Source organism: Sorangium sp. So ce693, assembly GCF_051521375.1.
Taxonomy (GTDB): Bacteria; Myxococcota_A; Polyangia; order Polyangiales; family Polyangiaceae; genus Sorangium; species Sorangium atrum.
Genome location: NZ_CP150347.1, coordinates 1,822,371 through 1,834,860, shown reverse-complemented (window position 1 = coordinate 1,834,860; position 12,490 = coordinate 1,822,371). Strand labels below are relative to the sequence as shown.

General features: G+C 68.7%; 11 protein-coding genes. 3 read left to right on the top strand and 8 right to left on the bottom strand.

The features are described 5' to 3' along the window. Positions 1-13: 13 nt before the first annotated feature. From WMF14_RS06925 to WMF14_RS06915, 3 genes are all read right to left on the bottom strand, one after another. Positions 14-568: a chemotaxis protein CheW gene (locus WMF14_RS06925; RefSeq protein WP_437799422.1), complete on the bottom strand. Its 555-nt coding sequence runs from the start codon at positions 566-568 to the stop codon at positions 14-16. A 734-nt stretch (positions 569-1,302) separates the two neighbouring features. Then, the gene (locus WMF14_RS06920; protein WP_437799420.1) at positions 1,303-1,776 is read right to left on the bottom strand and encodes a YciI family protein; all 474 of its coding nucleotides are present in this window, start codon (positions 1,774-1,776) and stop codon (positions 1,303-1,305) included. 293 nt (positions 1,777-2,069) lie between these two features. Then, a complete protein-coding gene (locus WMF14_RS06915; protein ID WP_272100895.1) occupies positions 2,070-3,002 on the bottom strand; it encodes an AraC family transcriptional regulator in 933 nt (310 codons plus the stop codon). A gap of 142 nt (positions 3,003-3,144) precedes the next feature. Between WMF14_RS06915 and WMF14_RS06910 the strand changes: the two genes are divergently transcribed. Further along, positions 3,145-4,023: an NmrA family NAD(P)-binding protein gene (locus tag WMF14_RS06910; protein WP_272100894.1), complete on the top strand. Its 879-nt coding sequence runs from the start codon at positions 3,145-3,147 to the stop codon at positions 4,021-4,023. 233 nt (positions 4,024-4,256) lie between these two features. Here WMF14_RS06910 and WMF14_RS06905 read toward each other — a convergent pair whose 3' ends face one another. The 3 genes from WMF14_RS06905 to WMF14_RS06895 form a co-directional block, all read right to left on the bottom strand. Continuing rightward, positions 4,257-4,682 (bottom strand): ester cyclase, encoded by a 426-nt coding sequence (locus WMF14_RS06905; RefSeq protein ID WP_272100893.1) that lies wholly within the window; start codon positions 4,680-4,682, stop codon positions 4,257-4,259. Between the two features lie 61 nt (positions 4,683-4,743). After that, positions 4,744-5,985, bottom strand: coding sequence for an MFS transporter (locus tag WMF14_RS06900; protein WP_272100892.1), 1,242 nt, complete (start codon positions 5,983-5,985; stop codon positions 4,744-4,746). A 139-nt stretch (positions 5,986-6,124) separates the two neighbouring features. Then, complete coding sequence (locus WMF14_RS06895) at positions 6,125-7,156, bottom strand: AraC family transcriptional regulator (RefSeq protein ID WP_437799417.1); 1,032 nt, start codon at positions 7,154-7,156, stop codon at positions 6,125-6,127. A gap of 257 nt (positions 7,157-7,413) precedes the next feature. Here WMF14_RS06895 and WMF14_RS06890 point away from each other — a divergent pair, with 257 nt between their 5' ends. Next, positions 7,414-8,292, top strand: a complete 879-nt coding sequence (locus WMF14_RS06890; RefSeq protein ID WP_437799415.1) for an SDR family oxidoreductase — start codon at positions 7,414-7,416, stop codon at positions 8,290-8,292. A gap of 42 nt (positions 8,293-8,334) precedes the next feature. Here WMF14_RS06890 and WMF14_RS06885 read toward each other — a convergent pair whose 3' ends face one another. Continuing rightward, positions 8,335-10,191 (bottom strand): M20/M25/M40 family metallo-hydrolase, encoded by a 1,857-nt coding sequence (locus WMF14_RS06885; RefSeq protein ID WP_437799413.1) that lies wholly within the window; start codon positions 10,189-10,191, stop codon positions 8,335-8,337. A 206-nt stretch (positions 10,192-10,397) separates the two neighbouring features. On the opposite strand from WMF14_RS06885, the gene WMF14_RS06880 reads away from it, so the two are divergent. After that, on the top strand, positions 10,398-11,408 hold the full coding sequence (locus WMF14_RS06880) for a methyltransferase (RefSeq protein ID WP_437799412.1): 1,011 nt from the start codon (positions 10,398-10,400) through the stop codon (positions 11,406-11,408). Between the two features lie 268 nt (positions 11,409-11,676). On the opposite strand, the gene WMF14_RS06875 is transcribed toward WMF14_RS06880, so the two are convergent. Then, positions 11,677-12,468, bottom strand: a complete 792-nt coding sequence (locus tag WMF14_RS06875) for a hypothetical protein (RefSeq protein WP_437799410.1) — start codon at positions 12,466-12,468, stop codon at positions 11,677-11,679. Positions 12,469-12,490: the final 22 nt, after the last annotated feature.

Below are 12,490 nucleotides of genomic sequence, written 5' to 3'. Positions count from 1 at the left end.
TAGAGCTTCCGGCCTACTCCGATATGCGCAAGCATGATGCGTGCTCCGGGCTAGATGTGGTGCGGCTTCCTTCGAGCCCCGCCGAGGGGCCGGGCGTCGTCGAGGCCAGGAGCTCCGCCGGCGAGAGGATGCGGTCGATGTTGAGCAGCAGCACGAGCTTCTGGCCCACCTTCGCCATCCCGAGCAGCTGATCCACGCGCACCTGCGCGCCAAAGGTCGGCGTGTGCTCGATCTCGTCCTCGGAGAGCGTGAGCACATCGCCCACGCCGTCGATGAGCAGGCCGAGGCGGGTGCTCTCGCCATCGAGCTCGGTCTCGACGATGAGGACGCACGTCCACCGGCTCACCCTCGTCGGCGGCAGCCCGAGCTTGACCGCGAGATCGATGACCGGCACGACGCGGCCCCGAAGGTTCATGGCGCCGACGAGGCACGCTGGCATCATCGGGACCCGCGAGGTGACGCTGTGCTCGACGATCTCCCGCGCCCGGAGGATGTTCACGGCGTACTCGTCCCCCGCGATGATGAAGGAGATATATTGCGACACGGGGCTCGACGCGTCGGGAATCATGACGCCTCCATGGAGAGAGATGGAAGACGGGCGCCCTGCGCACCGGGGCGCCGGCTCATCCTGGGCTGCCTCCGGCGGCCGATGGACATCGTCGGGCCCCCCCTCGATCCGATTCAGCGGACATAGGATGGCCGTGCCATTGCGTATGAGCACGACTCCCCCTCTTCCACCTACCTGCGGGGCGTCTCCCCCGAGCAGGATCACCCTACCACGAGAGTAGGCGGAATCTTCAATAGAAATTTTCAACACGCACGTATCTGGTCCCTGTCGGTCCCGATGATTTGCCGGCGCGCCCGGATCCTCTCCATGAGGTTCGAGGCCACGACTCTGGTGGTATGCAGGCGGGCAGGCGCTGGCGCTGGTGGGCCTGCAGCCGGCGCGCGCATCCTCGAGTGGAGGCGCCATCCCCGCAGCGACAGCGATCGCGCGCGGAACAGGCGCGCGAGCTCCGCGACAGGGAGCTCATGGAGGTCGAAGGCGGGTGGAAGGAGGCAGCAGGGAGGCAGGTAGCAGGGAAGCAAAGGATGTGCGCCGCGACGACGCACAGCAAGCCTGAAGGAGCGACGCGCGGGTGCGTTCGGATGTCGAGCCCAGGGGGAGCTCGTGGCGCTCGAGCACACGCCCGCCGAATTCGCGCTCCAGGACGAGGGAGACGCCTGATGCGGTGCGCCGGTAGATAGCGAGCGATCGGCAAGGCGGCGCGCCCTTCAGCCACGTGCGCCGGATGCAGGTATTCAGCTGCCATGAGTCAATCTCCCCTTCGAGAGCGACGCGCTCCAGGCAGGCGCGACTTCCTCGATGATCTCCCTGAACCGTAGCGGGATATCCGAGAGCTCCGTCATCTGGTGAATCGTGAGCACCTCGTCGCTGCCGAACCCGACCGGACACCGCAAGGCCCATTCGATCGCCTCCTCCTTGGAGTTCACCTCGATAAGGTAGAACCCGCCGACCAGCTCCTTCGACTCGGTGAAGGGCCCATCGAGCACGGCGCGCTTTCCGCCGACGATCCCGATGCGCGCGCGGGCCCCGCTCGGGTTGAGCCCTTCGGAAGCGATCAGCACGCCGGCCTTCGTCATATCATCATTGTATTTCATGTAGGCGGCAAATAGCTTCTCGTCGATAGGCGCATCCGCCTCGGCTTTCGGATCGTTCGCGCCGGGCGCCTTCGCATCGTCCTCGGCTCGTCCTGCGGTGATCATGAATCGCATCGTCGTCTCTCCTGGAGGTTCGAAGCGGGGGACCAGCGGGCCTCGACCGGGTGTCCCCCTGCCTTCACCGTGAAGACGAACGAGGGTCGGTCGGATCGACACGCCCGGCGAATCTTTTTGTCGTGTGCGCTAAATGACCGAAATCAAGCGACTTTGGGCAGCCTAGCGGCCGCTGGCGGGTCCACGGACACGCCGCAGATCCCCATCTCCACGGCGCTGGCCTGGGCCGCGCAGCTGGCAGCTCTATCAAACCGCGAAGAGCTCCGGCGTGCACGGCGGGTCGGCTCGAGGGCTCACGGCGCGCCGCCGAGCCCCGGCGCCTCCGCCCGGCTGCGCCGGAACGACGCCGGGGCCACCCCGCGGCTGCGCTTGAAGGCCCTGCTGAAGGCGAACTCCGACTCGTACCCCACCCGGCGCGCCACCTCGGCCAGGGAGGCCTCGCTCTGGAGCAGGATCCGCGAGGCGAGCCCCATGCGCCAGCGAGTCAGGTACCCGAGCGGCGGCTCGCCCAGCTCGGCCGTGAACCGGCGGGCGAACGCCGCGCGCGACAGCCCTGCCTCCCGGGCCAGCGTCTCCACCGTCCAGGGGGCCGCCGGGTCCGCGTGCATGCTGGCCAGCGCCCGCGAGAGCGCCGCGTCCTTCAGCGCCGGCAGCCACCCGGGCGCCGACGCGGCCACGCCGTCCGCCCACGCCCGCAGGATGTACAGGAACAGGGCGTCGAACAGGTGCTGCACCAGCACCTCGCTCCCCGGACCCGGCCGATCCAGCTCGGCGGTCACCAGCGACATGACCGCCGAGAGCGGCGGGTTCGCCCGCACCTCCTTCGCGGCGAAGTGCACGACCGGCGGCAGCCCGCGCAGCATCGGCTCGGCGAGCTGCGCGTCGAGGCAGTAGGCGCCGCACACCATGGTCGTCACCGGGCCCCCGGTGGGCAGAATGGATCGCCGCTCGAGCAGGCGCTCGAGCGGCTCGGCCCGGCCATCGCGGGCGTGCACCAGCTCGTGCGCCAGCCCCTGCGGCAGGAGGCAGAGATCCCCCTGGTGCAAGGCCAGCGGCGCAGCGCCCTCGCGCCGCAGCCAGCAGGCCCCCTCCGTGACGATGTGGAACGTCACCTGCGCGCGGGCCTCGAGGCGCATCCCCCACGGCGCCGGCAGGCGGCTCCGGGCCAACAGCACCCCTTTAGTGCTCAGCACGCGGCACCACTCCGTGAGGACGTCGGTCGACATGGCTCACCGATCGTACAGGGTGGTGAGACGATCGGACATGAAATAAAGACATACTCGTATGGATCATCTCTCCCGGCGTCCCAATACTGCCGTGCATCCGGACGTGGCGAACATCCACACACGCCGGCAGAAGGAGAGAGAGATGGGCACCAGCAATGGCAGCGGCGGCGGCAACAAGATCCTGGTCCTGACGAGCACCGGAACGGTCGGGAAGCTCCTGATCGAGCAGCTCACCCAGGCGGGGGAGCAGGTGCGCGCGGGGTCCCGCGATCCCGCGAAGGTGGCACCGGTGCGCGGCGTCGAGGTGGTGCGCTTCGATTACCGCGATTCCAGCACCTTCGCCGGAGCCCTGGAGGGGGTGAACCGGGTATTTTTGCTGTCGCCCTCGGGCGAGCTGTCTCAATACGATCTGCTGGTCCCGTTCCTGGAGACGGCGATCTCGGGCGGTAAGCGCAAGATCGTGCTGCTGACCGCGTCCGGCGTGGAGTACGACGACAGCCAGCCCCTGCGCCGCGTGGAGCTCTTCCTCGAGCGGTCGGGGGCTCCTTACGTGATCCTGCGCCCGACCTGGTTCCTCGACAACTTCCACACGTTCTGGCGCGGGCCGATCGTCCACGCAGGGGTGCTCCCCATCCCCGCGGCGGACTCCAGGACGGCCTTCATCGACGCGAGGGACATCGCGGCCTCGGCGGTCGCGGCGCTGCGATCGGACAAGTTCGACAAGAAGGCGTTCACGCTCACCGGCCCGGAGGCGCTGACCTACGCCGAGGCGGCCGCGGCCCTGTCCAAGGTGTCGGGGCGAGCCATCCAGTACGTGAACACGGACGACGCGTCCTTCATCCAGGGAGCGCGGCAAGCGGGGATCTCCGAGGGATACGCCAACTTCCTCGCCGGGCTGTTCGGGTTCGTGAGGCAGGGCGCCGCGGCGCAGGTCAGCGCGGGCGTGACCACCTTGACCGGCCAGCCCCCGCGCACCCTGGCGCAGTACGCTCAGGACCACAAGGACGCCTGGAAGGCGTGAGCGCGGCCCGCGACCTATAGACGGTGCGGTCCGGCGAGATCCGTCGTCGGACCGCACCCTCGACTCCATTGCTCGGCGCTCCACGAGGATCCCTGAGGGTCGAGGGCGGCGCCCTCGAGAAGGCAAACCAGGCCGAGCTCGACCGCGGGAGCGTGGTAGCTCGACTGGCACAGCTGCCAGATCAGCCGATCATCGAAGCCAGAGGCGTCGAGCGCGGCGCACATGACCTCGACCTATTGCCCCGGCGCCGGGAGGAGGCCCAGCTGCTGCCTTGTGCGAAGATCGTCGCTGTGCGCCCAGTGCTCGGCCACCCTCTTGCCGACGTAACGCACGATGTGGGTTCCGCTGGACGCGATCGCGCGGTTCGTCGCCGGGATCCCGTGGTACGCGCCGCGGTGCGTGCCGGTGAACGAGACGCGGGCGACCAGCTTGTCCCCCTCCGCGATCAGATCCTCTATCGTGATGTGAAAATCGGGGAACGCCTCGAGGAACATCGCGAAGGTCGCCTTGAGCCCCGCGAGCCCCGGCCCCTGCTGCGGCGGCGCCGCGTGGTCGACAACGTCGTCGGTGAAGTACGCGTCCGCCGCGGCGACGTTCCTCCGGTGCCACACCTCCTCGACGTACTCCCGATACAGCGACTTGAGATCGTGCGTGCTCATGGCCAAAGCTCCTTCTTCGTCTCTTCGATGAAAAGCGCGGTGCGCCGTGCGCGGTGCGCAGTCAAACCCGCGCCGTCTCCTCGAGCTCCTTGCCCCGCGTCTCCGGGAGGAACCACAGGATGAGTCCCAGCGCGATCAGCGGAAAGATGACCGTCGCCGACATGGCCGGTCCCCAGCCGACGCGCTCCGCCGCGATGCCCAGGAAGACCGGCGAGAGCATGTACGCGGTCCGGCCGAGCAGGTTGTTCGACCAGGCGAGCGCGTCGCTCCTGAGGTGCGTCGGGAACAGCTCGGTCGTGTACGCGTTCAACACGGGGAGCACGGCGCTCCCGCCGAAGATGCACAGCGCCAGCGCGGCCGTGAGCCCCGCGTGCGAGCGGAGCGAGTACCCGCCGAACACGCCGGCGGACGCCAGCGCGAAGGCGATCACCGCGCCCTTGCGGCGGCCCACGGCGTCGAGCAGCTTCCCCGACGTGAAGACGAACGGCATGGCGACGATCGCGGCGATCATGATGCTGGTGCCCACCTGACCGTCGGTGAGCCCGCGCTCGCGGGTGGCGAACGTCTTCCAGAACGTGACGGCGTTCTGGACGCAGACGAACATCAGCCCCCAGATCAGGGCGAGCTTCAGCATCCTCCCGCGGTACTCGGAGCTGAGGATGCGCGTGAACGGCTGTGCTTCCTCGTGCCTCCGCTCGAGCGCGAGCCGCTCGAACCGCGCAGTCTCGCGGAGGCCGCGCCGGGCCAGCGCGACGAGTACCAAGGGGATGGCGCCGACGAAGTAGATGGTCCGCCACCCGAGTGAGGTCGAGAGGAACAGCGGCACGAGCCCGGCGCACGTGATGGTGCCCAGGCTGGAGAACGCCTCGATGAGGCCGATCGCCAGCCCGCGCCGGTCCTTCGGGAACTCCTCGGCCGCGTAGACCACGCTGACCGCGTACTCGGCGACGAGGAAGACGCGCGCGAGGAGCTGGCAGCCAGCGAACACGAAGACGTTCGGCGCGAGGCCCGTGAGCAGGGAGAACAAGGTGTAGCCCGCGATGGTGATCGTCAGGAGCCGCCGCCGGCCCCAGTGGTCCGCCTTGCGGACGAGGAGGAAGGCGAGCATCGAGCCAAAGCTGATGACCCCGATGAGGAGCCCTTCTCCCTTCGCGGAGAGCCCCATCTCCGCGCCGAGGTTCGGCAGGATCTGCGTGATCGCCAGTCGGTCGTAGCCCTCGAAGAACGAGGCGACGCTCAGGAACGCGAGGAGCCGCCACTGGTAGGGGGTGAGCGGCGTCTTCTCGACATCACGGGTGGCCATGAAAGTTCTGCTCCTCTGATTCCAGGCGGGAGCTCGCGGACGCGACGGCTCCGGCCCTCTGCGGCGCGCCGGCACTGGCACGCTCCCCCGCCGGCGGCCTCGGCCTATCAAGTTCCGCGCCGAGACCGGCGGCGGGCGTTCACGGGAGGCGCCGCTTCAGCCGCATGCCGGAACGGCGAGAGAGGGCGCCGCCGTCGAGGGCCGACTGCTGAGGGCGCAGCAGCGGCTGCTGTTCGCGTGTTGCGGTTGCAACATCGGCGGCTCGATGGTCGTCCCGGTAGGCCGACGGCGACGAGCCCACGAGCCGCTTGAAGGCGAACGAGAACGCGGCCTCCGAGCGATAGCCGACCTCCGCGGCCACCTCCGCCACCAGGGCCGACCCGGACCGCAAGAGGACCTTCGCGCGGTACATGCGCCAGTCCGCGAGGTATTTGCCCGGCGACACGCCCATCTGCTCGGAAAAGCGCGCGGAGAAGGCCGCCCGCGACATGCCGGCCTCCTGCGCCAGCGCGGGCACCGACCAGTCGAGCCCCGGGCTCCGGTGCATCCGCGCGAGCGCGCGCCCGATCTGCGGATCGGCGAGGCCGCGCAGCCATCCGCGCTCGTCGGCGGGCACGTCGCGGAGGTACGCGCGCAGCGCCTGCACGAGCAGCACGTCCGAGAGGCGCGCCGTCACGATCGCCGCGCCCTCGGCCGGCGCGCTGACCTCGGCGGCGATGCACTGCGTGTGCGCCTGGATGAAGGGGCCGATCCGCTCGTCGCCGCGCAGGTGGAGCACGGGCGGCAGCGCCTCGAGCGCGGGGTGCCCGAGGGTGCCGAAGCGGAACTGCCCGCACACGATGGTGGTCGGCAGGCCGGCCCCGCCGTGCTCGATCGCGCGCCCCGGCGACGCGCCCCGGACGAGCTCCTCGATGGGGCTCGCCTTGCGCGGCCTGGGCGCGTCGCGGAGCACGTGCCCGCGGCCGCTCGGCATCACGACGAGATCGCCGCTCGCGACGGCGGCGGGCGCCCGCCCTCCATCGACCTCGAGCCAGCAGCTCCCGCGCGTGACGATGTGGATGCCCCGCCCGCCGGGCGGGAAGCGGAGCGCCCAGGGCGCCGTGAGCTCCAGCCGCCAGTACGACACGCTCTCGAGGCGGAGCTCGCCGACGATCTCGCTGAGGAGGTCCATGCTCTCCGCGCCAGGATAGAGGACCCGAGACGGTCCATCAATCCGGCGCCACCGTGGACGATCTCGAAAGGGAACGAGCCAAATTCGCATGGATGCGCCAGCGCATGGCCGCTACAGATCGGTGCATATCCGGCGCTCCCGCCCCCGCTGGCGGGCCGGAGCGGATCTGGCGCGGGGTGCAGTCAACGCCGCACGCCGCGCGCCGCGACGACCTTTCATGGGTACCCCTGTACCCCGAGACCTCAGGAGAGATCTTCATGAGCAGCGCTTCTCCTCGCATCGTCGTGATTGGGAGCACCGGCATGCTCGGCGCCCCCGTGACCCAGGAGCTCGTCGCCGCCAATTTCGCCGTGACCGCCCTCGTCCGCGACCCCGAGGCGACCCGCGCGAGCAAGCGGCTGCCGGCGGGCGTCGCGCTCGTCGCCGGCGACGTCAGCGACGTGAAGGCATTGACGGCGGCCTTCCGCGGGCACGACATCGTCTATGTGAGCCTGGCGGTGCCGATCACCGCATCCGCGAACGCGTGGCGGGTCGAGTCGGAGGGCATGAAGAACATCGTCGCCGCCGCGCGCGAGGCGGGCATCAAGCGGATCGCCTACCTGTCTTCGCTCCTGCACCGATACGACGGCTTCCGCTGGTGGGTCTTCGACATGAAGCGGGAGGCGCTCTCGATCCTGAAGGAGAGCGGGATCCCGAGCACGGTCTTCTTCCCGTCGAACTTCATCGAGTCGATCCCCTACCGGAGCCGCCAGGGCAGCCGGATCAACCTCGCCGGCAGCCCGCGCGAGAAGGCGTACTGGATCTCGGCGCGCGACTACGGCAAGCAGGTCGCGCGCGCCCTCGCCCTCCCCGGCGACGCGTCGCGAGAGTACGTGGTGCAGGGGCCCGAGCCGCTCACCATCAAGGAGGCGGCGGACCAGTTCGCCAAGCACTACACGAAGGAGAAGCTCTCCGTCGGGGCGGCGCCGCTCGGGATCTTCAAGGTGCTCGGGCTGTTCTCACCGACGTTCAACTACGTCTGGCACATCTCCGACGCGATCAACAACGCGCCGGAGCCGTTCCAGGCGGAGTCGACCTGGAAGGAGCTCGGCAAGCCGGAGACGACAGTCGCCACCTTCGCCGCCTCGTTCCAGTGACGGAGAGCGGCGCGACGGCGCCGCTCTCCCGCCAGCGCACCGTCAATGGTCGTGGCCGTCGTCCGTCACGGAGGAGCGCTTGCGCGCAGAAGAGTCGTCGCACACGCCGGCGACCGGCTCCGGGTGCTCCTCCTTCGCTTGCTTGATCTCCCGGTCGACGACGCTGCAAAGGATCTTGGTGCTCAGCGCGAGATCGCGGACCGGCGCGGCCTCCCTGATTCCATGGTAATTGACCGGGGCGCCGAACGTTGTGTCGAACAGGGCGCCCGCGGCGATCGCCTTGACGTACGCCTTCGCGTCGGTGCCGGCGCCCATGGCCACCGCGGGCGCCGGCTCGCCGGTCACCTCCTCGAACGCGCTGCTGATCCGGCTGAAGGTGGGGCCGTCGACCCGGCGGATGTCCGGCGCGATCCGGGTGGCGGTCTCGAACGTGATCGGCGCGCCGCCGGAGGTGGCGTTGAACTCGTCGACGATCTGCCCGAAGATGCCGGCGAACTCGCTCGCGTCACCGCACAGGAGCCCTTCGCTCTCCCCATCCCACGGCTGGCTGTGGTGGCCTATCGCGTACCGGATGTCGAGGTTGAGCGTGATCGCCCCGGGCTCCGGCTCGGTGTAGAGCCTGGTCAGCGCATAGGTGGTGCCGTTGCCCTCGGTGAACACCTCGTCGTGTCGCTCGAGCAGCTCGGGGTGAGCCTCCCCGAATGTCCTCGTGCCCCAGGTGGACTTGATGAACCTGCACATCCGGGCCACGTCGTTGTCGACGATCACCTCCTCCTCCGCGAGCGCGCCCAGGAAATTGGTGAGGGACACGAGCGGATTGGCGCCGTTCGCGCGGTTCTCCTGGGGCACGGACGCGTGCTGCGCGCCCGCCACCAGGGTCGTCAGCTTGATCGCGTCCGGCAGACCGGAGGTGTCGACCGTGAGCTCGGCCCGCCTGTACGACGGATCGTCGAACGGATGATCGGCATAATCCGCCTCGATGTGCAGGGCGAGCTCCTCGAGCGCCTCGGGTGAATCGCTGCGGAGGATCGCCTCGGCCCGGTCGGGGAGCTGGTTGACGGGGCCGGAGGGGGTGTTCAGCGAGTCGATCCACACGCCCGCCGTGGGCGGCGCCTCGCGCGGGAGCGTGAACACGGGGCGCTCGATGCCCTTCTCCGCGCGCACCGCCCAGAACGTGTCGAAGATGATCTCGAGATCCGCCGCCTCCTCGGCGTTCTCCTCGCGGTACCGCCGCATCGACATGGCGCCGATCTCCTCGGTGGTGTCGAAGATGAGCTCCACCGTGATGTCGTCGAGCAGGGGGCTGCCGTCGTAGGCCCGGGCGATGTCCTTGAGCACGAGGAACGTCGCCAGCGCCGGCCCCTTGTCGTCGATGGCGCCGCGGCCGACCCATAGATCCTGCTCGCCGCCGTGCTTGGTCGCGCCCCTCGACTTCGTCAGCACGAACGGCTCCCACACGTCGGTGTCTCCCGGAGACACCGTATCGAAGTGCGTGTTCAGGGAGATCTTGCGGGGCCCATTGCCGAGACGGAACCCGAAGACCCAGTAGTACCTGGGCTCGGCCGCGTTGCCGCTCTCGACCTTCCACTCCCACGGCTCGATCCTGTGGGTCTTTTGCCCCTCGTTGAACTGCTGCGCCTGGGCCTTCAGGTCGTCGACGATCGCCTGCATGCTGGTGACGAACGCGTCCTCGTTCGCGAACTGCTCGGCGCGGTAGGTCTCGGCGGCGACCAGCCTGGCCAGCGCGTCGAAGCTGCCCTCGAACTCGGCGTCGACGTCAGCGCAGGCCGGCCCGGCGGCGGAGGGCGCCGGGCTCAAAGCATCGTCGTCCCGGCAAGCGCTGTACGCCAGCGCGGCGACGACAATCCAGCCCACATGAACCAGTCTACTCAACCTCATACAGCCTCCAGAATGGATTCGACTCGCATGAATCCAGTTGAACTGCGCAGACACGTCCGCGTCTGCTCGCCACCTCGCGAACCAAGGACCCAGGGGGCGAGTGCCGCGAACAAATGACAGCTATGACTCTGACTTTTCGAGAGCGCCTGTGGTTCTTATATGCAATACATAGGTGTGCCCCCGAAGCACGAACACAGGTGATCCATATGACGCAAGAGTTCGATCACAACGCGATTGTACGACTGGGAATGGCTTACGCCGAATCGAAGACGCTGCTCAGCGCCGTCGAGCTCGGCGTGTTCACGGCGCTCGCGAGAGAGCCGCTCGATTGGCAGACGCTGCGCGAGCGGATCGGCATCCACCCCCGCGCGGCGCGCGACTTCTTCGACGCGCTGGTGGCCCTCCGCGTCCTGCAGCGCGAGGACGGCCGGTACTCGAACACACGAGAGGCGGACCTCTTCCTGGACAAGACCAAGAAGTCGTACATCGGCGGAATGCTGGAGATGTCGAACGCGCGGCTCTACGGGATCTGGGGCTCGCTCACCGAGGCGCTGCGCACGGGCGAGCCGCAGAACGAGATCGGGGCGCGCGAGGACATCTTCACGTGGCTCTCCAAGACCCCCGAGAAATATCGTGAGTTCACTCAGGCGATGACGGGGCTCAGCCTGCCGTCGGCGCGGGCGCTCGCGGCGAAGTTCCCGTGGGGTCGCTACAAGACGTTCGCCGACGTCGGCACGGCCCAGGGCGGCTTGCCCGTCCAGGTCGCGCTGGCCCACCCGAAACTGACGGGCATCGGGCTCGATCTGTCGCCCGTGCAGCCGGTCTTCGAGGACTATGTCCGGGAGCACGGGGTCGCGGATCGGCTGCGCTTCCAGGTGTTCGACCTCTTCAAAGACCCGATCCCCAAGGTGGACGTGATCACCATGGGTCACATCCTCCACGGGTGGAAGCTCGCGGACAAACGGGGCTTCATCAAGAAGGCGTACGACGCGCTCTCCGAGGGGGGCGTGCTCATCGTCTACGACGCGATGATCGACGACGAGCGCCGCGAGAACGTGGCCGGGTTCATGATGAGCCTCACCATCCTCCTCGAGACGCCCGAGGGGTTCGACTACACGAGCGCCGATTGCGCTGGATGGTTTCGCGAGCAGGGCTTCCGCGAGGTCCGCGCGGAGAAGCTCATCGGCTCGGATTCGTTCGTCGTCGGCGTGAAGTGAGGAGCGCGCCCCGCTGGAGCGAATCCAGCGGGGCGCCGCGCTCCGCCCTCCGCGAGCTCCGCCGGCCAGGGATCCGGCGAGAGATTTCAACGCAAAGACGCAAAGACGCAAAGACGCAAAAAAGAACAGATTCTGAGTATTTTTGCGTCTTTGCGCCCTTGGCGTCTTTGCGTCAACATCTCGCTTCGTTCGCGAGACGGATCCCGGGATGGATTTGTGACACGCCGAACTGGCCGCTCGCGTCGCCGAGACCATGGTGCAAGCGGCGTTATCGCAGCTCCTCCGGGAGTGACGTGAGCACGCAGAGGCCGGTCTCGGCGTCGCAGGTCACGCGATCGGCGAAGTCCGGGTTGATCCCGGAGCCGAACGCGCGGCCGTTCGCCAGGTCGGGGTGCGGATCGCAGAGGCTCGGATCCGGCACGCCGCCGGGCGCGCACTCCACCGCGGGATAGAGGCCCACGACGCTGTAGGACGCAGAGCAGCCGTCTTGCGTGTACGTCAGCTCTCCGACGATCTGCGTGCCCGGGTAGGCGGCCGTCACGTAGATGCGGAAGTTGCTCCATGCATAACTGATATCGACGGCCGGGTGCTGCGTGGGCGGCGTGCCCTCCGGCGCGTCGGGAGGCGGGGGCTCCTCGTACGCCGGGATGCTCAGCGTGGCCTCCGTGAACGAAGGGACCGAGCAGACGTCGCTGCCGTCCGGATCGACGGAGGCGAAGTCTCCGAGCGCGTCGAGCGCCGTCGGGCCGAGCTCCACCTGCGCGCCCTGGGCCGCGAAGGCGGGAAAGGCGATCCCCGAGGCCCGGACCGCGAGGTGGGCCCTCGTCGGATCAGGGCGCTGCGGGTTCCCGGCCTGCCGGGGGTTGTACTTCTCGAGGCCGATGATCTCCCCCTTCAGCGTGTCGCAGGCGCCCTCGCCCCGCTTCGAGCCGGGCTTCAGCGTGTACTTCGCCGCGAAGCCGCCGTGGGCCGCGGTGCAGGTGACGCGCCGCTGCTCGCAGGACGCGGCGAGCGTGAGGAGCGCGAGGAGCGCGAGAGATGTTCCGAGGATTCGTCTCATGGTCGTGTGTCTCTCGGGGCCA